Annotated in this window: 22 protein-coding genes; 10 read left to right on the top strand and 12 right to left on the bottom strand. The window is 67.1% G+C overall.

What is annotated here, in order from left to right:
- Positions 1–5: 5 nt before the first annotated feature.
- Positions 6–218: a hypothetical protein gene (locus AC3A6P_RS07670; protein WP_487690374.1), complete on the bottom strand. Its 213-nt coding sequence runs from the start codon at positions 216–218 to the stop codon at positions 6–8.
- A gap of 86 nt (positions 219–304) precedes the next feature.
- Between AC3A6P_RS07670 and AC3A6P_RS07665 the strand changes: the two genes are divergently transcribed.
- From AC3A6P_RS07665 to AC3A6P_RS07655, 3 genes are read left to right on the top strand one after another with little or no spacing between them, the layout of a single operon-like run.
- Positions 305–703 (top strand): winged helix-turn-helix transcriptional regulator, encoded by a 399-nt coding sequence (locus AC3A6P_RS07665; RefSeq protein ID WP_487690372.1) that lies wholly within the window; start codon positions 305–307, stop codon positions 701–703.
- 42 nt (positions 704–745) lie between these two features.
- Positions 746–1,744, top strand: coding sequence for a zinc-binding alcohol dehydrogenase family protein (locus tag AC3A6P_RS07660; protein ID WP_487690369.1), 999 nt, complete (start codon positions 746–748; stop codon positions 1,742–1,744).
- A gap of 43 nt (positions 1,745–1,787) precedes the next feature.
- Positions 1,788–2,858, top strand: coding sequence for a M42 family metallopeptidase (locus AC3A6P_RS07655; protein ID WP_487690366.1), 1,071 nt, complete (start codon positions 1,788–1,790; stop codon positions 2,856–2,858).
- On the opposite strand, the gene AC3A6P_RS07650 is transcribed toward AC3A6P_RS07655, so the two are convergent.
- Positions 2,842–3,687, bottom strand: a complete 846-nt coding sequence (locus tag AC3A6P_RS07650) for a class I SAM-dependent methyltransferase (protein WP_487690364.1) — start codon at positions 3,685–3,687, stop codon at positions 2,842–2,844. The two genes, AC3A6P_RS07655 and AC3A6P_RS07650, sit on opposite strands and share 17 nt — an antisense overlap.
- A gap of 121 nt (positions 3,688–3,808) precedes the next feature.
- Positions 3,809–5,062, bottom strand: a complete 1,254-nt coding sequence (locus AC3A6P_RS07645) for an MFS transporter (RefSeq protein WP_487690616.1) — start codon at positions 5,060–5,062, stop codon at positions 3,809–3,811.
- Positions 5,063–5,280: 218 nt separating this feature from the next.
- Here AC3A6P_RS07645 and AC3A6P_RS07640 point away from each other — a divergent pair, with 218 nt between their 5' ends.
- Positions 5,281–5,667, top strand: coding sequence for a DUF2237 family protein (locus AC3A6P_RS07640; protein WP_487690362.1), 387 nt, complete (start codon positions 5,281–5,283; stop codon positions 5,665–5,667).
- Positions 5,668–5,714: 47 nt separating this feature from the next.
- Here the strand turns inward: AC3A6P_RS07640 and AC3A6P_RS07635 are convergent, their stop codons facing one another.
- From AC3A6P_RS07635 to AC3A6P_RS07625, 3 genes are all read right to left on the bottom strand, one after another.
- Positions 5,715–7,781, bottom strand: coding sequence for an HNH endonuclease signature motif containing protein (locus AC3A6P_RS07635; RefSeq protein WP_487690360.1), 2,067 nt, complete (start codon positions 7,779–7,781; stop codon positions 5,715–5,717).
- Positions 7,782–7,979: 198 nt separating this feature from the next.
- Positions 7,980–9,311, bottom strand: coding sequence for a serine/threonine-protein kinase (locus tag AC3A6P_RS07630; RefSeq protein ID WP_487690358.1), 1,332 nt, complete (start codon positions 9,309–9,311; stop codon positions 7,980–7,982).
- Between the two features lie 176 nt (positions 9,312–9,487).
- A complete protein-coding gene (locus tag AC3A6P_RS07625) occupies positions 9,488–9,928 on the bottom strand; it encodes a MarR family winged helix-turn-helix transcriptional regulator (protein WP_487690355.1) in 441 nt (146 codons plus the stop codon).
- 68 nt (positions 9,929–9,996) lie between these two features.
- Here AC3A6P_RS07625 and AC3A6P_RS07620 point away from each other — a divergent pair, with 68 nt between their 5' ends.
- The 3 genes from AC3A6P_RS07620 to AC3A6P_RS07610 all read left to right on the top strand — a co-directional run bounded on the left by AC3A6P_RS07620 (position 9,997) and on the right by AC3A6P_RS07610 (position 15,167).
- Positions 9,997–11,244 carry a multidrug effflux MFS transporter gene (locus AC3A6P_RS07620; RefSeq protein ID WP_487690353.1) on the top strand — a complete coding sequence of 416 codons (1,248 nt, stop codon included), beginning with the start codon at positions 9,997–9,999 and terminating at the stop codon, positions 11,242–11,244.
- A 192-nt stretch (positions 11,245–11,436) separates the two neighbouring features.
- Positions 11,437–13,698 (top strand): maltose alpha-D-glucosyltransferase, encoded by a 2,262-nt coding sequence (treS, locus tag AC3A6P_RS07615; protein ID WP_487690350.1) that lies wholly within the window; start codon positions 11,437–11,439, stop codon positions 13,696–13,698.
- A complete protein-coding gene (locus AC3A6P_RS07610; RefSeq protein WP_487690348.1) occupies positions 13,695–15,167 on the top strand; it encodes a protein adenylyltransferase SelO in 1,473 nt (490 codons plus the stop codon). The genes treS and AC3A6P_RS07610 overlap by 4 nt, the downstream gene beginning before the upstream one ends.
- Positions 15,168–15,171: 4 nt before the next feature.
- Here AC3A6P_RS07610 and AC3A6P_RS07605 read toward each other — a convergent pair whose 3' ends face one another.
- From AC3A6P_RS07605 to AC3A6P_RS07585, 5 genes are read right to left on the bottom strand one after another with little or no spacing between them, the layout of a single operon-like run.
- Complete coding sequence (locus AC3A6P_RS07605) at positions 15,172–15,552, bottom strand: VOC family protein (protein WP_487690346.1); 381 nt, start codon at positions 15,550–15,552, stop codon at positions 15,172–15,174.
- A 10-nt stretch (positions 15,553–15,562) separates the two neighbouring features.
- The gene (locus AC3A6P_RS07600) at positions 15,563–16,468 is read right to left on the bottom strand and encodes an ATP-grasp fold amidoligase family protein (protein WP_487690343.1); all 906 of its coding nucleotides are present in this window, start codon (positions 16,466–16,468) and stop codon (positions 15,563–15,565) included.
- On the bottom strand, positions 16,449–17,561 hold the full coding sequence (locus AC3A6P_RS07595) for a glycerate kinase (protein ID WP_487690340.1): 1,113 nt from the start codon (positions 17,559–17,561) through the stop codon (positions 16,449–16,451). The genes AC3A6P_RS07600 and AC3A6P_RS07595 overlap by 20 nt, the downstream gene beginning before the upstream one ends.
- On the bottom strand, positions 17,558–18,946 hold the full coding sequence (gene dctA / locus AC3A6P_RS07590) for a C4-dicarboxylate transporter DctA (protein ID WP_487690338.1): 1,389 nt from the start codon (positions 18,944–18,946) through the stop codon (positions 17,558–17,560). Before dctA ends, AC3A6P_RS07595 begins: the two co-directional genes overlap by 4 nt.
- 17 nt (positions 18,947–18,963) lie before the next feature.
- Complete coding sequence (locus AC3A6P_RS07585; protein WP_487690336.1) at positions 18,964–20,058, bottom strand: tartrate dehydrogenase; 1,095 nt, start codon at positions 20,056–20,058, stop codon at positions 18,964–18,966.
- 143 nt (positions 20,059–20,201) lie between these two features.
- On the opposite strand from AC3A6P_RS07585, the gene AC3A6P_RS07580 reads away from it, so the two are divergent.
- Positions 20,202–21,104: a LysR family transcriptional regulator gene (locus AC3A6P_RS07580; RefSeq protein WP_487690333.1), complete on the top strand. Its 903-nt coding sequence runs from the start codon at positions 20,202–20,204 to the stop codon at positions 21,102–21,104.
- Here AC3A6P_RS07580 and AC3A6P_RS07575 read toward each other — a convergent pair.
- Complete coding sequence (locus AC3A6P_RS07575) at positions 21,071–22,567, bottom strand: potassium/proton antiporter (RefSeq protein ID WP_487690330.1); 1,497 nt, start codon at positions 22,565–22,567, stop codon at positions 21,071–21,073. The genes AC3A6P_RS07580 and AC3A6P_RS07575 overlap by 34 nt on opposite strands.
- Positions 22,568–22,684: 117 nt before the next feature.
- Between AC3A6P_RS07575 and AC3A6P_RS07570 the strand changes: the two genes are divergently transcribed.
- Both AC3A6P_RS07570 and AC3A6P_RS07565 read left to right on the top strand, forming a co-directional pair.
- A complete protein-coding gene (locus AC3A6P_RS07570; RefSeq protein WP_487690614.1) occupies positions 22,685–23,389 on the top strand; it encodes a potassium channel family protein in 705 nt (234 codons plus the stop codon).
- A gap of 20 nt (positions 23,390–23,409) precedes the next feature.
- Positions 23,410–25,050 carry a peptide chain release factor 3 gene (locus AC3A6P_RS07565; protein ID WP_487690328.1) on the top strand — a complete coding sequence of 547 codons (1,641 nt, stop codon included), beginning with the start codon at positions 23,410–23,412 and terminating at the stop codon, positions 25,048–25,050.
- Positions 25,051–25,091 lie beyond the last annotated feature (41 nt).

Here is a 25,091-nt window from a genome sequence, read left to right as displayed (position 1 = left end):
CGGGGTTACGGCAACTGGACGGCCGGCGGACTCGCCGGCACCGGTTCGGCGCGCTTGCGGGACGCGATCAGCCACGCGGCGCCGGCCACCGCGGTGACGAGCAGTGTCGGCCACAGCAGGATCTGTGCCAGCCAGACGCGGCGCTGGATGCGCACGACCCGCCGCTCTGTCCGCGCGGCGGTGCTGACGACTGACTTGGCTTTGGTGATTGCCGACATGCCTGTCTGTGCCCCGCCAGGGCCGGGCGGAAACGTACCCACTTCCGTTCGGGAAGCATCCCGGCTGACGAGCCGTTGGCACTGCCATGAGCACCTGTCCCACGGGCCAGCACGACCACCATGACGTGTACGCCGAAGCCTGTCCCTGTCGGGCGTTACTGGATCTGCTGGCCAACAAGTGGTCGGCGTTGATCATCGGGTTGCTCGAGGACGGCCCGCAGCGGTTCACTCACCTGCAGGCCGGCCTGCCCGGGGTGGGGCCCAAGATGCTCACCCAGACATTGCGCCGCCTGGAGAACGCAGGGCTGCTCACCCGTACCGTCTACGCCGAGGTGCCGCCACGCGTCGAGTACCACCTCACCGAACTCGGTATCAGCGTCAGCGACCCGCTGGCACGCCTGCGGCAGTGGGTGGAAGACCACATCGACCACGTGCCAGCTCGCGTCGACGCGCTGACCGGCGAACCTTCCCTACAGGGAAGTTAGTGCCCTTGCAGGGAACCGCGGCAGCGGGCCTACCATCGCACCATGTCCTCAATGAAAGCCATCGGTTCCTTCGCCGGCTCCTCAGTCGACGACCCAAATGTCCTGCAAGACATCGACATCGACATCCCTGAGCTTCGGCCCCACGACATCCTGGTCCGCGTCGAGGCGGTGTCAGTCAACCCTGTCGACGTCAAACGACGCAAGTCCCTCGATTCTTCGGACACACCGGTCATCCTGGGTTTTGACGCGACCGGGGTGGTCGAAGCCGTCGGCCCCGAGGTCAGCACGTACGCCGTCGGCGACGAGGTCTGGTACGCCGGGGACATCAGCAGGCCGGGCAGCAACGCGCAATTCCAGGCCGTCGACGAGCGCATTGTCGGGCGCAAGCCGAAGTCGTTGTCCTTTAAGGATTCTGCGGCCTTGCCGCTGACGGCCATCACGGCGTGGGAGGCTCTGTTCGAACGATTCCGGCTGACGAAGGAGTCCACCGGTGACCTGTTGGTGCTGGGCGCCGCCGGCGGCGTGGGCTCGATCATGATCCAGCTCGCCAAGGCGCTGACCAGTGTCCGGGTGATCGGCACCGCCAGCCGGGATGACTCACGGGACTGGGCCCGGCAGATGGGCGCCGATGTCGTGATCGATCACCGTGATCTCGAGGCTCAGGCCTTGGACGTGGCATCCGATGGCGTCAGCTATCTGTTCTCCCCGCACAGCGCCGGCAACATCGAGACCTATGCGAAGATCGTCCGGCCGTTCGGCGAGATCACCGCGATCGACGAGCCGCCGGGCCTGGATCTGGTGTCCCTCAAGCAGAAGAGCATCGCCTGGCACTGGGAGCTCATGTTCACCCGGTCGCTCTACGGCTATGACCTGAGCTACCAGCAGGACCTGCTCAATTCTGTGGCTGAGTTGGTGGACGCCGGCACGGTGCGTAGCACGGTGACCGCGGCCATCGACGACTTCAGTGCCGAGGGTATCCGGGAAGCGCATCGCCAGGTCGAGTCCGGTCGCATGGTCGGCAAAGTCGTCATCCATCGGTGAGTTCGTTGGTGAGCAGTCAGCGTGCCGTGGGTACCCGCGTCATGTGACCGACCTGAACCGCGAGCTGTTGCAGGAGTTGCTGTGGGCGTACGGACCCTGCGGCCAAGAAGATGCCGTGCGCGACATCTGCCGCCGCGAACTCGAGAAGCTGGTCGACGACCTGTGGGTGGATGACGCCGGAAACCTGGTGGGCCTGATCCGCGGCGATCGCGGTCCGGTGCACCACCCTGGCGTGCGCGTGATGGCTCACCTCGACGAGCTGTCGACGATCGTGAAGCGGGTGGACCCGGACGGCACGCTGCACCTGTCCGCGCTGGGGTCCATATACCCCGGCAACTTCGGGCTCGGCCCGGTGGCGGTGCTCGGCGACAAGCAGACGCTGGTCGGGGTGCTCACCGTCGGCTCGGAGCACACCACCGCGGAAAGCCAGCGGATCTGGGAGACCAAACCCGGCCAGGGTGACAAGGCGCTGGACCTGACCAATGTCTACGTGTTCACCGCCTGTTCCCCAGATGACCTGGCGGACGCCGGTATCGGGCCGGGCACCCGCGTGTGCATCGAGCGCAGTAAGCGGACGCTGACCGATATCAACGGCTATCTGGGTTCGTATTTCCTGGACGACCGCGCTCCGGTGGCGGCGCTGCTGCACACCGCGCGGTTGTTCGCCGAACGTGGAGTCCGGCCAGCGCAGGACAGCTATCTGGTGTTCACCACCAATGAGGAGATCGGCGGCGTCGGCGCGGCGTACGCAAACCGCACGCTGCCCGGCGACCTGACTCTCGCCCTGGAGGTCGGTCCCACCGAAATCGAGTACGCCACAACCGTTCACGGCGGACCCATCGTCGGTTACGGCGACGCGCAGTGCGTGTACGACAAAGACGTCGCGGACCGGTTGATGAACATCGCCGACGGACTCGGTTTCTCCCCCCAGGCGGCGGTGCTGGGTGCGTTCGAATCCGATGCCTCTCATGCCAAGTCGACAGGACTGACACCACGTGCGGGGCTCCTGTGTGTACCGACCCTGAGTACGCACGGTTACGAAGTGATCGCCCCCGAAGCGATTCCGCAGGTGGCCGCCGTGGTGGCCGACTTCCTGCTCAATCCAACGGCTTGACCGCCTGCAGGGTGTAGGTCAACGGCATCCGGTCGCGATCGCGCGCCAGGACGAATTCGCCCGGGAAATCCGGGCTTTCGACCATGACGTCGCTCTGCCCGTCGAAATCCAGTGGATTCCACGGCACTTCACGATGCTCCTCGAGATGGGTCACCATCAGGCCGGCTTCGGTGAGTGCCGTGAAGATCTCTCCGAGGCCGTGGTTGAACGACATCGCCCGCGGCTGGGTAACCGTCGCAGTGCCGGCGTAACTGGTGTCCTCCTCGAAGATCACACCGTCGGCCTCGAAGTACGGGTACTCGATCACCAGCAACCCGTCCGGGCGGGGCTCGCACATCGACCACAGCACGGGGTGGCCCTCCCGCATGAAGAAGCGTCCGCCCGGTTCCAGCAGCGTCGCCACCACGTGGGCCCAAGGTTTGATGTGCGGAAGCCAGCAGATGGCACCGATTCCGGTGTAGACGAGATCGAAACGGGTTCCGAGCGCGGTCACGGCGTCGTACAGATCGGCCTCGACGAATCGGCAGTTCACTCCAGCACGCGCAGCCAGTTCCGTCGCCGCTCGCACCGCGGATCCGGAGAAGTCGAGACCGGTCACCGAGTTCGCACCCAGCCGCGCCAATGACACTGTGTCGGTTCCGATGTGGCACTGCAGGTGTGCGATGTTCAGCCCGTCGAGCCGCCCCAACCTCGGCGCATCGTAGCGCACCACGTCGGACAGGTGGTCGGGATCCTCGAAGGCCGCCAGGTCGTAGCCGTCGGCCGCGGTGTGCACCGGCACCCGCGACTCCCAGTTGGCGTGATTGAGCGCCCGCCAGTCTTCGTCCACCGGGCGATGGTAGCCCCGGAGCTCCACTGCACCAAGGGAATTTCTTTTCAGGTTCGGGCGACGCCTTCGAAATCCCTCCGGCGAGTCGTCCCACTTTTCCCGGCAGCCCAGCGCCGACGGCTCAGCGCAACTCCGCGCCCTTGGTCTCCGGCAGTAGCCACGTCACCACCAGACTGACGGCGACGAGCACGGCCATCATCACGCCGATCACGTCAGGACCGAACAGGTCCACCAGCGGCCCAGCGACGATTGGGGGCACCGCGCCACCGACGATGCCACCCAGGTTGAACGCCAGGCCGGCACCGCTGTACCGGTACCTCGTCGCGAAGATCTCGGGCAGGAACGCCGCCATCGGTCCGCTGGCGATGCCGAGGATGGCGTAGGTGCCGACGATGGCCACGCCGAACAACACCGGAGAGTCGGTGTCCATCAAGGGCATCACTGCGAACGACCACGGCACCGCGAGGGCGAACCCGCTCAGGATCATCCGCCGTCGGCCTACCCGGTCGCACAACCCGGCTGAGATCGCCGTGCACACCAGCATGGCCACCCCACCGAGCACCCCTACCGACAGCACGAGCTCGCGCGGATGCGCCAGGATCGTGGTGGCGTAACCCATCAGATAGGTGCCGCCCATGAAGCTGAACGTGAAGATGCCGATCATGCACCCCGAGGCCAGCAGGGTGTGACGCAACTGTGCACCGAAGAGTTCCGACAGCGGCGCCTGCGCCGGACCGTGCACCTGGGCGGAGAAAACCGGTGTCTCATCGATGCTCACGCGGATGTACAGGGCGATCACCAGCAGGACCGCGCTGAACAGGAACGGCAGCCGCCATCCCCAGTCCATGAAGGTCGGGCTCTTCTCCCCGACCGTCAGGTTGACCACCAGGAACACCGCGTTGCCCAGCACCAGGCCGGCGCCCACACCCAACTGGGTGAACATGCCGTAGCGGCCGCGTTGGTCGCGCGGTGCGTACTCCGCACTGAGCAAGGCCGAACCGGCCCACTCGCCACCGACTGCGAAACCCTGCAAGAGCCGCAGGGCCAGCAGAAGCAGCGGCGCGGCCATGCCGATGGTGTCGGCGCTGGGCACCAGGCCCACCGCGACCGTGGAGAACCCCATGATCAGCAGCGTGGCGACCAGAGTTCGCTTGCGCCCCAGCCGATCCCCGAAGTGACCGAACACCGCGGCACCCACCGGCCGGGACAGGAAGGCGACCGCGAACGTCGACAGTGAGGCCACGGTCGCCACTGTCGGACTCAGATTGGGGAAGAAGACCGACGGGAACACCAGCGCCGCGGCAGTGCCGTAGATGAAGAAGTCGTAGTACTCGATGGCCGTGCCCACGAAGCTCGCAGATGCGACGCGGCGCAAGCGGAGTTTCGTCGGCGTTGCTGTGAGGGTCACCGACGAAGATTAGGTGACCCCGGTTCCGATTGCGCGCGCAGCGGCAGAACGACGAGCCGGAGCCGTCGTAGGGGACTCGGCAACGGCAGCCAACGGCCATTCAGCCCGGTGTTCCCGGCGACGTAAATCTGGCGGTTCTACCATCGCCCTGGTCTGCCCACCCCGGCCGCGGTCATACTTGTGGGATGCCGGAGCGCAATGTCCTCGGAGGCCCACTGGAGCCGTGCGGCACCGATCCGGTCACCGGGTTCTACCGGGATGGCTGCTGTTCCACCGGTGAGGAGGACGCGGGCCGACACATTATCTGCGGTGTGGTCACCGCTGAATTCCTCGCCCACCAGCGCTCCATCGGCAATGACCTGTCGACGCCGATGCCGCAGTACCGGTTTCCCGGGCTGGTGCCGGGTGACCGCTGGTGTGTCACCGCCGCGAATTGGTTGCGTGCGCACCGTGACGGCCAGGCATGCCCGGTGGTGTTGGCGGGCACCCACGAACGCACACTCGAGTTGATCAGCCTGGACGAGTTGCGGCAGTACGCCGTGGACGTTCCCGACGATCTGGAAGGAATCTGAGCTCCCAGTCAATCCGGGACAGCGGCGCCACCGGTGCGGCGACTCCTCTAGAACGGTGATTTTCGTGGGGGTTTCCCGAGGGCGCGTTGCAGGGCGTTGTGTTCGCGTTCGGCGTTGATGTGTTGTTGGCGGTCTTGGTCGCGGGTGCGTTTGCGGGTGGGCATGGTGATACCCGGGTGCGCTGTGCGGCGTCTTGTGGGTGTCGGGGGTGGCAGGGTGGCGGTGGTGCAATCCCAGTCGGGGAACAACAGTCTGCTCGTCGGTTGCGTGATGTAGGTGTGACCGGTGGGTGCGGTCCAGCGGACGTCGCCGTTGGGCAATTGCTCGTCACACCAGCCGTCACCAAAGGTCTTCGCGAGGTGATGTTCTCGACACAACACCTTCCCATTGGAGGGGTGGGTGGGTCCGCCATCTGCACCGTGCGGGACGGTGTGGTCGATGTCGGCGTATTCGGCTTTACGGGTGCAGCCCGGGAACCGACATCGCATATCGCGGCATTGGATGAACTCGCGGGCCTTGCCGGTGAACTTGTAGCCGCGGGCAGGTGCCGCGGGCGGGATCGGTAGCGCGGTGACGGTGGCGCCGTCGCGGAGCATGGCGGCGAGTTGGTCGAGTGGAATGAGGGTGCCACCGAGGGTGACTGCGGGGCGCGGCCGCCGTGGTGGGGTGTGCGCGGCCGGTGCCTGCGGCAGATCCTGGGTCCAGACCTGCTCGGAGGCAGCGTTGTTCACCCGGTCGTCTGCCTCAGGGGTGGCTGCGGTTCCGCCGCCGGTGTCGGGGGTGGTGGGTCCGGGTGGGGGTGGCGGTGCACTGCCGGTGCCCCACGGCGGCTCGCCCTCGTCCCCGTCGTCAGCGTCGGGGTCGTCGGTCTCGGTGTCGTCGGCGGCGCCGTCGGCCTCGTCCGTCTCATTGATGCGGTCAGCGCCCTCGTCGATGTCGTCGCCTGTTTCGTCGCCGGCGCCGTCTGTCTTGTCAGGTGCTTCCAGCGCGGGTGGGGTGGGGTGCGCCCAGGGTGGCTCCTCCCCGTCGTCGTCACGGGGTGAGGTGGTCCACCAGTGCGACCAGTCGACGCCACCGTCATCGGCGGCCGGTTCGTCGGGCTGCCCAGCCTCCGGCTCCGACTCGGGTTCGGGTTCGGTTGTGGGGGTGTTGTTTTCCCACGGTGGCGGTTGGGGTGGGGTGGGGATGCGGGCGGCTTCGGCCGCGGCGGCCTCGCGGGCCAGCACCTCGTAGTCGATGGTGGGTGGGGCCGCGGTGGCATCGGTGGACTGGGCTTGGCGCAGGGCGTCGATCTGGGCCAGCACATGTTCGAGGGCGCCTTGTTCGGCCAGCACATGAATCACCGCCGACGGCACCGCCGAAGGCAGACTGGCTGCCTCGCAAGTGCGGTCACCGCACTGACAGGCCAGCCGGTCGTGACGGCGGTACACCGCCCCCAGCGCCGCGGCCCGCAACTCCCCCTTACTGCGCGGATCGTTTTTGCACACCGTCCCAGCCAGGGCATTGAGCACCCGCCAGCCCAACTCCGCATCAGCCGCGGAGATCCGCCCATACAGCGACGCGGTGCCGGTGGCGTCATCGCGTTTGCCGAACCCCACATCACAGCCTTGGGCGGCCTCACGGTAGCGGCGCACCGCATCGGGGTCGTGTTCTTCGATGATCGCATCCACGGCCAGCACCAGGTCATCGTCGGAGAGCAGGGTGTAGCCGCCCGCCCGGGCGGCGAGCTCGGCATCGACGGTGGCCTGCACCGACGGCAGCAGCAGCTCGGTGCGATAGATCAGGGTTTCGGCGACCCGGGTGTTGATCACCCCCGCCGCCAACAACGCCGCGACCTTCGGGGACCGGGCCAGCCCTTCGGCCAGCCGCATCTGGGTGGAGGCCCGCCGTGCGCTCAGCCGCATCACCGGGCCCACCTGATCCCGCACGGCGTTCCATTCGTCGTAGGCCCAGGTTTTCTCCTCGGCGGCGGCATTGTCTTTGTGGTGGGCCAGCAGGCGGGCGATCATCGTCCATTTGTGCGCGACCATGGTGGCCTCAGCCCGGTGGAAGGCGCCGATGGCATCGACCATCGCCGCGGGGGACAAATCCCCGCAAGTGGTCGGATCAATCACGCCTTCGAACATACATTCGAGACTACCCACGCCCACCGACAAGACATGCGCCACAAGGCAATCCACCACGACAAGCGCCTACTTATCCACAGTCAACGCTTCATCCACAACCCCCACGCACGGGGCTTGACACGGGACGGCAGGTTGCGCTCGCACATCGGAAGTGGGGAGGAAGCGGGTAGTGAGACTATGCCTGAATCAGGCCGGGCCGCTGATATTTCCGCGGCGCACGTCGTCCCGGCACTCGATCCGGCTCTTGCCGGTCTGCTGCACGCACAGCTGTACCTGTTGTTCGATGCCGGGCGGGTAGACCTCATCGGACGGGCCGGGGGTGACGGTGGGGCTGGGCAGGGTGCCCTCGTACAGCGACCACACCGCTTGATTGGCCGCGGGCAGATGCGCGCAGTACGCCTGCGCCCCGGTGGTGCTCTCGCCCGCCGCGCCCAGCGGTTCGCAGTCCGCGCCGATGATCACCACCGGCAGATGCGGCACCGCGGTCGGTTGGGCGCCGGTAGCCGGCTCGTCCGGTTTGCGGACTTCGAGCACCACGATGGTGGCCACCAGCGCGGCGATCAACACCACCGCCGCAATGCCCCCGACCCACAACATGTTTCGCCGCGGCGAGCCACCCCGGGCCTTACCCGGGCCTGACGGGAACGCCAACTGGGTGGCGTCCGAGTCGTCGTCGGGCACACCGAGCTGCTGTTCCAATGCCCTGGCGAACTGCCGGCAGCTGGCGAACCGCTCCCGGGGTGTCTTGGCGAGCGCACGCGCGAACACCGGACTGAGCGCCGCGAGCTCGGGTCTGCGCTCGCCGATATCGGGCGGCTCGGAGCTGATGTGCTGACTGATCACCACCGCCTGATTCCCGTGCTGGAATAGCGGTTTACCGGTGAGCAGCTGAAAAGCCGTGGCCGCCAACGCATACTGGTCGGCACGGCCGTCGACGTCGCCGCCCATCAACTGCTCGGGCGCCGCGTATGCCACCGTTCCCACCGCCACGTCGGTGGCGGTCAGCTTGCTGGTGTCATCAGCCCAGCGCGCAATACCGAAGTCGCCGAGGTAGATTCGCGGTTCGTCCGAGTCGACGTCGGTGATCAGGATGTTGGCCGGTTTGATGTCGCGGTGCAGCAGCTGGCGCTGGTGCGCGTAATCGAGCGCATCGGCGATGCCGCGGACGATCCGGATGACGAGCTCGACCGGCATACCGTCGGGGTACCGGTCGGCCAGCAGCTTGCCGGCGTCGGTGCCGTCGATGTAGTCCATGGCGATCCACAGCTGGCCGTCGGCCTCGCCACGGTCGTGCACGCTGACGATGTTGGGGTGCGAGAGCCCGGCAACGATGTCGGCCTCGCGGATGAAGCGCTGACGGTATTCCTGGTCCTCGATCACGGTTCCGCGGAGGATCTTGAGCGCGTCCCGACGGGGCAACCGGGGATGCTGACCCAGGTACACCTCACCCATACCGCCGACACCCAGCGTGCCGACGATCTCGTAGCCGGCGAACACCTGGCCCGCCTCTAGCGCCATGACGGTCCGTCGCTGCCGGTGGGACGGTGGACGCAGCGCACGGTGGATCTCACCGATGATGTCGATCTCAGCGCCGCCACCTCCTCCCGCTGCCTACCTGTTGACTTCGGCGGAGTCGAGTAAACCCTGCGGCTTGTCGCGGTGCACAGTGAACCCCACCCTCGGCGCGCGGTCGATCACCGGCGCCGGGCCGCCACCAGTCCGCCCTCCAGCCGCTGGAGCAGCCGTTTCGCCGAAGCGATGTCTCGGTGATCAGCACCGAGGCCGACGTCGAGGGCATGCGCCCACTCGCGTCGCACCAGCTCCAGATTGCGCGCCGCCCGCGGGGTCGGGAACAGGTTGACTCCCCGCCCGTCGTTGGGGTCGACGCGGCGCTCGACGAATCCACGCGACTCCAGATCGCGCAGGGCCGTGCTCAGGTTGCTGCGCCGCAGGCCGGTCGCGTCGGCGACCGCGCTGGGCGTGGTGCCGGGGTGGGTGTCGATGTAGCGCATGACGTTGGCCTCCGAAGCGTTCAGGCTCACCGCCTCGGGGTCGTCGTATCCGCGGAACCGGATCTCCCGCGCGACGCTGAGGATCAGCTGGGCCAGTTCGGCCAGTTCGTCGCCGTCGGTCATGCCGCGATCGTACGACAGGATAGTTATGGTTGTATAGTTATCATTAAATAACTACTTTGAGGACTTCCATGACTGATATCGACGTGGCCGGCGCACGCCACGCGGGGGTGACCACGCCGGACCGGGGCATCACCACCTCTCTTCTCCTGGCGCTGGCGCTGCTGTCGGCGGTCGCCCCGGTGGCCACCGACCTGTATCTGCCGGCGTTTCCGGAGATGGCCGGAGTACTCGAGGCCAGCGCGTCAGCGGTGCAGCTGACATTGATGGCGTTCCTGCTCGGCATCACCCTCGGCCAGCTGGTTTTCGGCCCGCTGTCGGACCGACTGGGCCGGCTTCGGCCACTACTGGCCGGCACCCTGCTGTGTGTCGGTGCCAGCGCGGTGGCTGCGTCGGCGCCCACCATCGAGGTCCTCACCGGCGCTCGCTTCGCGCAGGGCTTCACCGGGGCCGCCGGCATGGTGATCGGCCGGGCCATCGTGTCCGACCTCGCCAGCGGTAAGGCAGCGGCGCGGGCCTTCAGCTTGATGATGATCGTCGGCGGGGTGGCACCCGTCATCGCTCCGTTCGCCGGCAGTCTGCTGGTGGGCCAGATCGGCTGGCGCGGCATCCTGTGGGTGGTGTGCGCCGTGGTGGTGCTCATGTTCGCGGTCACCGCCGCCGTGGTGCGCGAGTCGCACCCCAAGGAGCGACGGCAGGAGTTGCGCGCGGCCACCACCGGGTCGACGGCCCGACGCGCGCTGCTCACCCGGACCTACGCCGGCCACACGGTGGCGTTCGCCTTCGGCTTCGCGGTGATGATGGCCTACATCTCCGCCTCGCCCTTCGTGTTCCAGACCATGATGGGAATGACGCCGGTTCAGTACGGGCTGACCTTCGGGGTCAACGCGCTGGGAATCAGCGTGATGAGCGCCCTGTCGGCCCGGTTGTCGCAGCGTTTTGCGGTACGCACCCTCCTCGGCGTCGGACTGCTGACCGCTTCGGCCGCCGCCTTGGTGTTGCTTGCGCTGGTCCTCACCGGGGCGCCCGTCTGGACACTGGCGATACCGATCTTCGTTGCCGTGGCCAGCCAGGGTCTGATCCTGGGCAATGCCACCGCACTGGCGCTGGCCGCCGTCCCGCACCAGGCGGGGACCGGATCCGCGGTGCTGGGCGCCCTGCAGTTCGGCATCGGCGCCCTGGTGGCGCCACTGGTGGGCCTGGGCGGCGAACACACCGCGTTGCCCTTGGCGCTGGTGATGGTGGGGTGCGCCGCCGTGGCCGTCACCGGGTTCGTCACCGCGGCGCCCCGCCCGGAAAGCTCTCCCACCTCGGACTAACCGCGAGGCCGCGCCGCCGACAGGATTGGTCCGTAGGGTGGTTTCTCATGTCGGGGATGTGCCCAGTGTCGCCGTGGGCGGTTTTATCTGCGCCTGGGGTTGGCAATACCCCCTAGAACGCCCGCGGCCGACGCCAACGCATCGACGCGGCTTCACGAGCCTTCTACTACGAGCTTTTCGCGAAAGGGATTCATGACTCAGGCGGCAGAGTCGGAACGCGATGATCAAGCCCGCGAGGATCAGACGAACGAGCCGACCGAAATCACGTTCGACGAGCATCTGCATCCTGCGCGCCCACGCTCACTGCGGTTCCGGCCGCGCGTCAAGACCTCGTTCACCCGGCGCTCGCTGAATCAGGACGGCCCCGCCCGTGGCGACAACCCGGCCTATGTGTCGTGGCTGTTGTCCCAGTCGATGCTGTCCGACGCCAACGAGATCAGCCAGCAATTCTCCGGTCAGGGCTCGATGTGGCAGAACCCCTACGCCACACCGAGTCCGCGCGGCGCGGTGGAGACGGCCGCGGTCTGGTTCACCGCCTACCCGCTGTCGTTGATCACCCGTCCCAACGAGTCGTTCCTCAAAGCCATGGCCGACGAGGACATGTGGCAGGCCTTCTCCGAGATCGGCATCGAGGCCGTCCACACCGGTCCGGTCAAGCGCGCCGGCGGCATCTGGGGCTGGGAGCAGACTCCCAGCGTGGACGGCCACTTCGACCGCATCAGCACGCAGATCGACCCGGCGTTCGGCACGGAAGAAGAATTCCGGCAGATGTGCGGCACCGCCGGCTGGTACGGCGGCACCATCATCGACGACATCGTCCCGGGCCATACCGGCAAAGGTGCCGACTTCCGCCTGGCCGAGATGAAGTACGCCGACTACCCCGGCATCTATCACATGGTCGAGATCGACCCCCGGGACTGGGAGCACCTGCCCGAGGTTCCGCAGGGCGCCGACTCGGTCAACATCGACACCGCCACCGAAGAGTGGTTGGACAAGGCCGGTTACATCATCGGGCGGCTGCAGCGCGTCATCTTCTACGCCGAGGGGGTCAAGGAGACCAACTGGAGCGTCACCCGGCCGGTGGTGGGGATCGACGGCGTGGAGCGGCGCTGGGTCTACCTGCACTACTTCAAGGACGGGCAGCCGTCGATCAACTGGCTGGACCCGTCGTTCGCCGGTATGCGCCTGGTGATCGGTGACGCCCTGCACTCACTGGCCGACCTCGGCACCGGCGGTCTGCGCCTGGACGCCAACGGTTTCCTCGGCGCGGAGAAGACGGCAGCCGAGGACAGCACCGCCTGGTCGGAAGGCCACCCGTTGTCGGAGGCGGCCAATCACCTGATCGCCAGCATGGTGCGCAAGGTGGGCGGTTTCACGTTCCAGGAGCTCAACCTCACCATCGACGACATCCGTGAGATCGGTGAAGCCGGCGCCGACCTCTCCTATGACTTCGTCAACCGGCCCGCCTATCACCACGCCCTGGCCACCGCGGACACCGAATTCCTGCGCCTGTGTCTGCGCACCACCCTCGAACTGGGCGTGGACCCGGCGTCACTGGTGCATGCACTGCAGAACCACGACGAGCTCACCTACGAGCTGCTGCACTGGTCGCACGGGCACCGCGACGACCACTTCACCTACAAGGGTTCGGAGATCACCGGCGAAGAGCTCGGTGCCTCCGTACGCGCCGATCTCACCCAGCACCTCACCGGTGAAAATGCCTCGTACAACCTGGTTTTCACCACCAACGGAATCGCCTGCACCACGGCCACCGTGATCGCGGCGGCCCTGGGTATCTCTGATCTGGACCGGATCGACGACCCCGTGGTGGTGGACCACGTCCGTCGGGCCCACCTGCTGCTGGCGATGTTCAACGCGTTGCAGCCGGGTGTTTTCGCACTGTCGGGCTGGGACATGTGCGGCATGCTCACGCTACCCACCTCCCAGGTCTCGCAGCTGCTGCAGGGCGGTGACACCCGGTGGATCAACCGCGCCGCGCACGATCTGATGGGTGTCAACCCCGACGCCACCCAGTCGTCGGCCGGAATGCCGCGCGGCAGAAGCCTTTACGGTTCCATCCCGGAGCAGCTGGCCGACGAGACCAGCTTCCTGCGCCAGCTGCAGGCCATCCTGCGGGTGCGTTCGCACTACGGCATCGCGACCAGCCGGCAGGTCGACATCCCGGAAGTGGCCCACCGCGGCATGCTCGTGCTGGTACACGAACTGGCCGGGGAGGGTCGCTATCAGCTGACGGTGCTCAACTTCGCCAACGAAGAGGTCTCTGGCTCGGTCCGTTCCGAGACGCTGCCGCCCGGTTCCACCGTGTCGGACATGTTCACCGGCAAGCACATCGCCAGTGTCGATGACCTGCACAGCTTCGCCGTGGAGATGCCCGCGCATCACGGGATGTCGCTTCTGGTCGAAGCTCCTGTCGAAGGGCCGGTGCTGGCATGACAGTTCAGCCGGGCACCGGCGTCATCCCGGTCACCCTCGATGACCGCTTCGCCCGCGAGCTGCCGGAAATGGCGGTTCGCTGGCAGGCTGAACCCGCACCGCACCCGCAGCTACTCGTGGTCAACGATGCCCTGGCCGTGGACCTGGGTCTGGATCCCGACTGGCTGCGCAGCCAGGACGGGCTGGGGTTTCTGGTGGGTGCCGCGGTGCCCTCGAACGCCGCGCCGGTGGCGCAGGCATACGCCGGCCACCAGTTCGGCAATCTGCAGCCACGGCTGGGGGACGGCCGGGCGCTGTTACTCGGGGAACTGCGCGGCCAGGACGACCGCGAGCGTGACCTTCATCTGAAGGGCTCGGGCCGCACGCCGTTCGCGCGCGGCGGCGACGGGTTGGCCGTGGTGGGTCCCATGCTGCGCGAGTACATCGTCAGTGAAGCCATGCACGCCTTGGGAATTCCGACCACCCGGTCGTTGGCGGTGGTGGCGACGGGCCGGCCGGTGCAACGGGAGACCGTGCAGCCCGGCGCGGTGCTGGCCCGGGTGGCGAGCAGTCACCTGCGGGTGGGCAGCTTTCAGTACGCGGCGTTGACCGGTGATCTCGGGCTGGTGCGCCGCCTCGCCGACCATGCGATCACCCGGCACCACCCGGCGGCCGCACAGGCCGACAACCCCTACCTGGCCTTGTTCGATGCGGTGATCGACGTTCAGGCCGCACTCGTGGCCCAGTGGATGATGGTCGGCTTCATCCACGGTGTGATGAACACCGACAACACCACCATCTCCGGCGAGACCATCGACTACGGCCCGTGCGCATTCATGGAGGCCTACGCCCCGGAGACGGTGTTCAGCTCGATCGATCAGTGGGGGCGCTACGCCTACGGCAATCAGCCGGCGATCATCGGCTGGAACCTGGCGCGGTTCGCCGAGACGCTGTTGCCGCTGCTGGCCGAGGAACCCGATGAGGCGATCACCATCGCCCAGAACTCCCTCACCGGTTTCCGGGCGCGCTACGAATCCGCGTGGTCGACGGGCATGCGTGCCAAACTCGGTCTGGCCGAGGGTCTTCCGGATGACCTCGTGGCAAGTCTCATCACCGATCTGCTCGCACAGCTGACGCAGAGTCGGGTCGACTTCACGTCGTTCTTCCGTCACCTGAGCGCCGCCGCCCGCGGCGACAACGAACCGTCCCGCGGCTTGTTCGTGGACTTGGCCACTGTCGATGCGTGGCTGGACCGCTGGCGCGCCCTGGGACCCGACGCCGAGTCGATGGATCGGGTCAACCCCCTCTACATCCCGCGCAATCATCTGGTCGAGGAGGCGCTGGCGGCGGCAACCGCAGGTGACACCGCACCGATGGAACGGTTGCTGGTCGCGCTCAGCGCACCCTACAACCAGCGGCCGGGACTGGAACGCTACGCCGAGCCGGCGCCGGATGATTTCGTGAACTACCGGACGTTCTGCGGCACTTGATCTTTCAGTCCGGTCGGACCGTACTCAGACAGAACGGGTGCCCCACCGGGTCGAGCAGTACCCGCCACTGCTCGGGTGCCGCCTGGACCTCGGCCTCGACCGCACCGATGGCTTTCGCCGCCGCCACCGCCTGTTCCAGGTCATCGACTGCGAGGTCGAGATGCATCTGCTTGTGCTGCGGCCCGTTCGGCCATGACGGCGCCTGGTACTCGTCGACCCGCATCAGGGTGACCATCGGACCAGCACCGGACAGTGAGATGACGCCCCGGTCCGGAGTGGCGAAAAACTCCTCCAGACCCAGTAAGTCGCAGTAAAACCGCACCAGGGCATCCGGATTCGGACAGTCGATGGATATCGACGCCAGGTATCCCACGGGAACGCTCATACCGTTCAGACTAACGTTCGCGGTAGCGCCGGGGCACCGACCAGGGACGGCCGAACACCTCGTCGAACGATTCGGGATCGAATGGGCTGTCCCCGCCCGCGGGGAAGCTGGTCAACTCACCGAAGACGACACGATTGTCTGCGCCGTCCGGAACCGCATACAGGTCGACGCGCACGAAATCGGTGTCTGCGCCCAATCGCTGCGCGATGTCGATCATCTCGGCCAGGCAGGCAGGCCGGGAAGGCTCCGGATCCGCCCACGGCAGGCCTCCCCTCAGCGGAAGATGCCGCCAGTCGGGCTGGAAGAAATCCTGGGTGCGCCGGCCGAACCGCCCACTGTCCACCTGCACGAAGGCGCACTTGCCGTGGAAGACGAAGAATTTGTAGTCGTCGGGGACCGTCCCGTCGGGTCCGGCGAGCATCTCCTCGACGATGATGCGGCGGGGAATCTGCCCGTACACCCATTCCCGGTTGGGGCCCTGGCCGTAGAGCTGGGTCACCCAGCCGCGCGCGATCCTGATGATGTCCTCCCGAGGCGCGAACTCGGGCCGGACATGCTGATACACCCAGCTTCCCGGCTCCCGGGACAACCGGGCCTGCGCATCGGCACGGTCGGACACCACGATGGCGGCTCCGCTGCCGTGGGTGGGCTTGACCACGTAGGACTCGGGCAGGTCCACCTCGCGCAGCGCCGCGGGATCATCGACGACGGCGTACACCCGCGGCAGGTAGTGCTCCCCGACGGCGGCGGCGACGTAGGCGCGCACCGCCGCTTTGTCCGCGAACGTCACCACCAGCTGCCGGCGGTCGCGGAGCATCTTGTAACGCACCTTCTCCCGAAACGTCCGTGGACGCCTGGTGCGCCACAGACGCAGGACACGGACCAGGGCACTTCGCTCACGCCAGCGGACACTCACCGGCACATGCTACGGTCTCGGCGATCAGGCGCAGGGTATGACGGGTCGCTACGGGATCGTGCGCGGTGCTCTGCTGTGAAAAGTGCTCCACAGCAAGGATGTCGACGAACGGTGAAGACACACCCTCGTCGAGGTCGTTTCTACCGACGACGGCGAGCACCGGCGTGGGGAAGGCCCGAGCGGCCACCGCGGCGGGCAATTTGCCGCACAGCGTCTGACCGTCCAGTCTCCCCTCCCCGGTGATCACCAGATCGGCATCCTCGCACAGGGTCTCGAAGCCCAGTAGGTCGAGGAAGAAGTGCGCCCCGGAGACGATCCGGGCGCCCAGCAGCGCTGCCGCGAAACCACATCCCCCGGCCGTACCCGCCCCGGACAGCTCCGCAACCGCCGCCGCGTCGGTCCAGCCCGAACGGTGAAACGCCTGAATCAGGGTGTCGTATCCGGTTTCGAGCGCGTCGATCTCGGCCTGGGAAGCCCCTTTCTGAGGGCCGTACACCGCGGCCGCACCGGACGGGCCGGACAGTGGGTTGATCACATCGCCGGCCACCACCAGCTCCACGGCGGGCCTGGCGCTCCCCCACCTGACGGTGTGGATGGCCGCCAGGTTGCGCGCCGAGGCCACCAGCACTTCCCCGCCGACGTTCAGGAATTCACATCCAAGCGCTGCCAGCATGCCGATACCGGCGTCACTGCTGGCGCTGCCGCCGAGTGCCAGCACGACCCGGTGCACGCCGAGTTCGATCGCGCTCCGAATCGCCTGCCCGAAGCCGCGACTCGAGGCATCCAGCGGTGCCAGTCGCCCCTGCGGCAGCGTTGCCAGCCCGCACGTGTTGGCCACCTCCACCACCGCGGTGTCACCGCGGACGGCGATGACACTGCGATGAGGGGTTCCGAGCGCGGACTCCACGATGACCTCGTGAGCGGCGAAACCGGCGGCCAGAGCGGCGGCGACGCTCCCGTCGCCGCCGTCTGCCAGTGGCAGGGTGAGGACGTCCATGCCGGCCGCGGCGAACCCTTCGGCCAGGGTGTCGGCGACCTCCGAGGCCGTCAGGCTGCCCTTGAACTTGTCCGGCGCGATCAGCACGGTGCTCACTTCGTGGTACTCGCCAACACCGGTGCGTTGTGAGGCGCGGTCACCTGCTGTGGGGCCGCAGGCTCAGTAGGGTCGCTGCGCAGCGGCGGAACGTCTTTGCCGGCGAACACCTTTCGCGCCCGGTCGATGTCGACCTCACCGTTCCACTTGGCGACGAACAGCGTCGCGACGGCGTTGCCGATGAAGTTGACCAGCGCACGGCACTCCGACATGAACTTGTCGATGCCGAACACCAGCATGATACCGATGGCCGGGATGGTGCCCAAGGTGCTCAATGTGGCTGTGAGAGCGATGAATCCACCACCGGCCACCCCGGCGGCACCCTTGGAGGTCAACAACATGACGGCGAGCAGACCGATCTGCTGGCCGATCGACAGATCGGTGTTGGTGGCCTGGGCGATGTACAGCGCTGCCAGCGACAGATAGATGGCTGCGCCGTCGAGGTTGAAGCTGTAGCCGGTGGGCACCACCAGGCCCACCGTCGGCTTGCTGACACCGGCGTGCTCGAGCTTGCGCATCAGGGCAGGCAGCGCCGGTTCGGCGGTGGAGGTCCCCAGGATCAGCAGCAGCTCCTCCTTGAGATACCGGAGCATGTGGAAGATGTTGAGCCGCAGGTACGCCATCACGGAGCCGAGCACCACGAACACGAACAGGGCGGAGGTCACGTAGAACAGCAGGATCAGGCTGCCCAGGCTGGTCAGTGTCGAGACTCCGTACTTGCCGATGGCGTAGGCCATGGCCCCGAACGCGCCCAGGGGAGCCAGTTTCATGATGTAGCCCAGCACCTTGAACACGATGGCCGTCAGCCGGTTCACCGCATCCAGCACGGGTCCACCGATCTGGCCGACGGCGTTCAGCGCCACACCGAAGATCACCGCCAGGAAGATCACCTGCAGGATGTCGCCCTCGACGAACGGACCGAACACACTGTCGGGCACCAGATGGGTGATGAACTCCCACCATTGTTTCTCTTCGCCCGCGGTGATGAGTTTCTGCGCGGATTCACTGGCCTCGATGGTGTCGGGGTTGGCGTTCACCCCGTCGCCGAGCCGGAACAGGTTGATGGCCACCAGACCGGTGACCATCGCGAGGATGGTGCCCACCTGGAAGTAGGTCAGCGCTTTGATACCAGTCATGCCAACCTTTTTCAGGTCGGCGACGCTGGCGATACCGCCGACGATCGTCAGGAAGACGATCGGGCAGATCAGCATCTTCATCGCCGTGATGAACGTGGTGCCGATGGGCTCCATGGCCTCGCCGGTGGATGGCGAGAGCCATCCGACCAGGACGCCGGCGACGATGGCGATCAGCACCCAGAAATACAGCTGCCGGTACCACCGCTTCTTCTCACGTGCCGGCGTATCCGCCGGGTCGATGTCGATCATGGTGTCAACCTTCCCGATCAGGCGTGCGTGAGGGCAGGAGTGAGGGCGGCGACAATGGCATCGGTCATGGTGTCGGTGTCGGCGGTGCCGCCGATGTCACGCGTCAACACCCCGTTGCCCGTGGCGATCTCGATGGCCGCCTCGACACGGCGGGCTTCGTCGTGCAGACCGAAGTGATCCAGCATCAGTGCGGCGCTGGCGATGGCGCCGACAGGGTTGCTCACGCCACGGCCGGCGATGTCGGGGGCTGACCCGTGAACGGGCTCGAACATGCTCGGGAAGCGGCGCTCGGGGTTGAGGTTCGCACTCGCGGCCACGCCGAGGCTGCCTGCCAGCGCCGAACCCAGGTCGGACAGGATGTCGGCGTTGAGGTTCGAGGCCACCACCACCGACAGTTCTTCGGGATGCAGGATGAACTTCGCGCTCATCGCGTCCACCAGGACGCTCTCGGTCTCGACGTCGGGGTAGTCGGCTGCCACCCTGGCGAATACCTCGTCCCAGAGCACCATGCCGTACTGCTGCGCGTTGGATTTGGTGACACTGGAGACCTTCTTGACGCGGCGGGTCCGGGCCAGGTCGAACGCGAACCGCATGATCCGCTCGCAGCCCTTTTCGGTGAACAGCGCGGTTTGCAGCGCCACCTCGTTGCCCGGTCCGCGCCCGCTGAGGTTGCGGCCACCGAGCCCGGCGTATTCGCCTTCGCTGTTCTCCCGGACGACCACCCAGTCGAGTTCGGTGTCATCGGCCTTGCGCAGCGGGGACACCACTCCGGGCAGGAACCTGACCGGGCGGACGTTGGCCCACTGGTCGAAGTTCTGGGTGATGTTCAGCCGCAGCCCCCACAGGCTGACGTGGTCGGGCACGTTGCGCCAGCCGACCGCACCGAAGTAGATGGCGTCGAAGGATTTCAGGGTGTCCAGCCCGTCGTCGGCCATCATCATGCCGGTCTGCGCGTAATACTCACAGCCCCAAGGGAATTCGGTCCATGCGAAGGCGAAGCGGCCCTGTGACTGGTCGGCCAGCGCGTCGAGCACGCGTCGCCCCGCGGCCACCACCTCTTTCCCCACGCCGTCGGCCGGAATCGCCGCGATGCTGAAAACCTGATCTGCCATCTGTTCTCTCCCTGAATCCATTGTTGTGCGCGTCACACAGCGCGTAGATCCCATTAGCAGTCACAGTGGGGGCGAGCGTCCAAGACCAAAGTGCGATCCGGGGTATAGGCTGGCCCTATCGACGCAGCTGAGAGGGTCTGCTCGTGGACGTTCGCCAACTCAAGTTCTTCCTCGCCGTGGTGGACCACGGTGGTTTCAGCAGGGCCGCGGAACAGCTGATGGTGGCGCAGCCGTCGCTGTCTCAGGCCATCGCCGGTTTCGAGCGCGAACTCGGTACCCCGCTGTTCCACCGGGTGGGACGCGGTGTGGTGCTCAGCGAGGCGGGCAAGGCGCTGGTGGGCCCGGCCCGCACGGTCCTGCGCGACGTCGACGAGGCCGATGCGGCGATCCGTGAACTCCGGGGGCTGCGCGGTGGCCGGGTGGACCTGATCACCATGCCGTCACCGGGCATGGAACCGCTGACCACCATCTTGACCGAGTTCGCGCGAGAGCATCCCGACGTGACCATCAACGCCGAAGCCGGCTTCACCCCGGAGGAGATCCTGGACAGCGTCCGCAGCGGAGCCTGTGAGATCGGTGTCCTGGGTTCCCCGGAACCCACCCGGGCCCCCGACTTGACCGTGATTGCGCTGGAAAGCCAGGCGCTGGTGCTGATTTCGGGCCCGGATGATCCTGTGAGCCCGGGGCCCACCGTGCGCCGCGACGAGCTCGACGGTTGCCGGCTGATCGTCTCGCAGCGCGGTTCGCTGATGCGTGCGCTGGTCGACGAGGTGATCGCCGAGGGCACCCGGATCACCATCGCCGCCGAGATCGCGCACCGCACCTCGATCCTGCCGATGGTGCTCAACGGTCTGGGCCGTGCGGTCATGCCGTCGGCCTGGACCGAATCCGCGCGCCGCGCCGGAGCCCGCGTACAACGCATCGTCCCGGAGTCCTATCTGCACGTGGCCGCTGTCAGCCGGGGCAGGCACCTCACCGCGCCGGCCGCCGCGCTGATGGAGCAGGCCCGTCGTTACTCACGCTCGCCGTACTCGTCGAACCAGTAGGCGAGCTTGCCCCGGCGGCTGACCGCCCTGAGGCGTCGCTCTGCGGCAGCCCGGGTCTTGCTGGTGGTGACGATCAGCAACTCGTCACCGGTCTCGATCCGCGTATCGGGGAGTGGCACGAACGTGTGCCCGTCGCGGATGATCAGCGTGATCACGCTGGGATCCGGCAGCCGCAGTTCGAGCACGGTGACGTTGTGCAGCCGCGATTCCGGCTGCACGGTCATGGTGAGCAGTTCGGCGTCCAACACGTCCAGCGGTGCCGCCTCCACCTGGATCTCCCGGGTGGAGACGCGGGAGATCAGGCCCAAGCCCTGCGCCACCGGGCGCAGGCTCGGGCCCTGGATCAGCGTGAACACCACCACCAGGACGAACACGATGTTGAGCAGCCGGTAACTGTCGGGCACGCCGGCGACGATGGGAAACGTCGTCAACACGATGGGGACGGCGCCGCGCAGACCGGCGCAGGACAAGAAGAACTGCTCGCGCCAGGGAATGGTGAACCCGAGCAGCGACACCACCACCGACACCGGTCGCGCCACGAACAGCAGCACCAGGCCGATCACGATCGCCGGAACGACGTCGGGCAGCAGTTCACTGGGATCGATCAGCAGGCCCAGGATCACGAACAGCCCGATCTGCGCCAGCCAACCGAGCCCTTCGGCGAAGGACCGGGTGGCCGACCGGTGCGGCAATCCGCTGTTGGCCAGCACCACCGCGGCCAGGTAGGCCGCCAGGAATCCGCTGGCGTGCAGGCTGCCCGCGGCGGCGAACGCCACCATGCCCAGCCCGAAGATCGCGATGGGATAGAGCCCGGACGCCGGCAGGGCGACGCGGCGGATCAGCGTGGCACCCACGGCACCGCACGCCAGCCCGACGGCAGCACCGGCACCCAGCTCGTACACCAGATCGAAGGCCGCCCCGTCGGGTTCGAAGACGAACGGCACGACGCTGAACATCAGCACCAGGATGACGGCGGGCGCGTCGTTGAAGCCGGACTCGGCTTCCAGCAGCCCGGCCACCCGGCTGGGCAGCGGGATCATCCGCAGCACCGAGAACACCGCCGCGGCGTCGGTCGAGGACACGATGGCGCCCAGCAGCAACGCCAGCTGCCAGTCCATCCGCAGCAACACATGTGCCCCGGTCGCGGTGATCACGGTACTGACCACCACCCCGACCGTCGCCAGCATTCCCGCCGGTGCCAGCACTCTGCGGATGTCGCTGAACCGGGTGGTCAAACCGCCTTCGACCAGGATGACCGCCAGCGCGACGGTTCCGACATTGCGGGCCAGCTCGGCGTTATCGAAGTCCAGGCCGAGGATGTCCTCGCCGAGCAGCACACCGACCAGCAGGAAGAACAGCAGGGCCGGAAAACCCACCCGGGTCGCCACCCGCGTACCGACGATGCTGAACAGCAGGACCAGCCCGCCGATCAGCAATGCCAGGTACAGCTGCTGCAAAGTCAATGTCAGTCCTGTCGGGCCGCTGTCAGATGGCGCTTCGATGCGTGCCCAGTAAATCAGCACAGGGACTGCGCGGCCGCGCGTGAAGTGCGCGAAGATAACCAGGTGGCAGCGCGGAAACTGCGGATCGCTGTTGCCGGGGCAGGCAACGTCGGTCGCTCCGTCGCGCGCGAACTCCTGGACTACGGCCACAAGGTGCTGTTGATCGAGAAGGAGCGCCGCCGGTTCGACCCGCCGGCAGTGGCGGCGGCCGAATGGCTCATGGGCGACGCGTGCGAGCTGTCCACTCTCGAGGAGGCCGGCGCGCAGACGTGCGACGTGCTGATCGCGGCCACCGGTGACGACAAAGCGAATCTGGTGGTCGGCCTACTGGCCAAGACCGAGTTCGGCGTGTCCCGGGTGGTGGCCCGGATCAACGAGGTCCGCAACGAATGGTTGTTCAGCCAGGCCTGGGGTATCGACGTGGCCGTATCCACTCCCGGGGCGCTGGTGGCGGGGGTGGAGGGTGCGATCGACGTCGGCCACCTGGTGCGCCTGATGGGTTTCCGCGAAGGCCAGGCCGAGCTGACCAAACTGACCCTGCCCGACGACAACCCGCTTGTCGGTGCCCGGGTTGGCATGCTGGAACTGCCGGAGAACACCGCCCTGGTCACGGTGCTGCGGGGCAGCGAGGTCATTCTTCCCGCGGCCGATTACGTGCTCGAAGCCGGTGACGAGATGGTGTTCGTGGCCGACAGCTCCGCAGAGGGCTCGGTCCGGGACGCCATCCACGGCGCCGAGCTCTTGCGCGCTCGTCCTCCCGGAGGCTCGGACAGCGGCCTTTGACGGGTAGCATCGTCGTCGCAATGAGCGAGAACGTCCCTGGTGTCCGGACGACCGCCGACGGGACGAATTTCAACCATGTCTCCGCCGAAGCGCGTCGTCGTCGGACCTTCGCAGTAATCAGCCACCCCGACGCGGGTAAGTCGACGCTGACCGAAGCGTTGGTGTTGCACGCCCGGATCATCACCGAGGCCGGCGCCATCCACGGCAAGGCCGGTCGCCGGTCCACCGTTTCCGACTGGATGGACATGGAGAAGGCCCGTGGCATCTCCATCACGTCCACGGCGCTGCAGTTCCCGTACTCCACCAACGGCCAGGACTGCGTGATCAACCTGCTGGACACCCCTGGTCACGCCGACTTCTCCGAGGACACCTACCGGGTGCTGTCGGCGGTGGACTGCGCGGTGATGCTCATCGACGCCGCCAAGGGCCTGGAGCCGCAGACCCTCAAACTGTTCCAGGTGTGCAAACACCGGGGCATCCCGATCATCACGGTCATCAACAAGTGGGACCGCCCGGGCCGGCACGCCCTGGAACTGATGGACGAGATCAACGAGCGCATCGGCCTGAAGACCACGCCGCTGACGTGGCCGGTCGGTATCGCCGGAGACTTCAAGGGCGTGCTCGACCGGCGCACCGGCAATTTCATCCGCTTCACCCGCACCGCCGGCGGTGCCACCGCCGCACCCGAGGAACACATCACACCGGACCGCGCACACGACGCCGCGGGCATCGACTGGGACACCGCGGTCGAGGAATCCGAACTGCTCGAGGCCGACGACGCCGACTACGACGAGGCGTCCTTCCTGGGCGGCAGCTCCACTCCGGTGCTGTTCACCTCCGCGGCCCTGAACTTCGGCGTCAACCAGCTGCTGGACGTGCTGGTGCAGCTGGCCCCGTCGCCGTCGGGTGCGCTGGACGTCGACGGCAACCGGCGTTCGCCGGAGTCCCCGTTCAGCGCCTTCGTGTTCAAGGTGCAGGCCGGCATGGACTCCGCCCACCGCGACCGCATCGCCTACGCGCGGGTGTGCTCGGGCACCTTCCAGCGCGGTGACGTGCTGACCCACGCCGCCACCGGCAAGCCGTTCGTCACCAAGTACGCCCAGTCGGTGTTCGGGCAGAACCGCTCCACGCTCGACAGTGCGTGGCCCGGTGACGTCATCGGGCTCGCGAACGCCGCGGCACTGCGCCCTGGTGACACGTTGTACCGCGATGTCCCGGTGCACTACCCGCCGATTCCCAGCTTCTCCCCCGAACACTTCGCGGTGGCCCGCGGCACGGACCCCAGCAAACACAAGCAGTTCCGCAAGGGTATCGAGCAGCTGGAGCAGGAGGGGGTGGTCCAGGTGCTGCGCTCCGACCGGCGCGGTGACCAGTCCCCTGTGCTGGCCGCGGTCGGACCCATGCAGTTCGAGGTGGCCACCCATCGGATGGCGACCGAGCTGTCCGCACCGATCGCGCTCGAACCGCTGCCGTATCAGGTGGCCCGCGCGGTCGACCCGGCCGATGCCGACTTCGTGAACAGACAACCGTCGGCCGAGGTACTCACCCGCAGCGACGGGGTGATGCTCGCACTGTTCTCCACCAAATGGCGGCTCGAAGGTTTCCAGCGCGACAACCCCAAGGTGACGCTGCAGTCGCTGGTCGCCGCCGGCGACGATTGACGACTACCGGCTAGCAGGTAGTCAGGTTGGCGGCTGGCGTT

Source organism: Mycobacterium sp. Soil_C_30, from assembly GCF_057656995.1.
The sequence above is the reverse complement of the archived record's forward strand: the minus strand, read 5'-3'. Positions and strand labels throughout refer to the sequence as shown.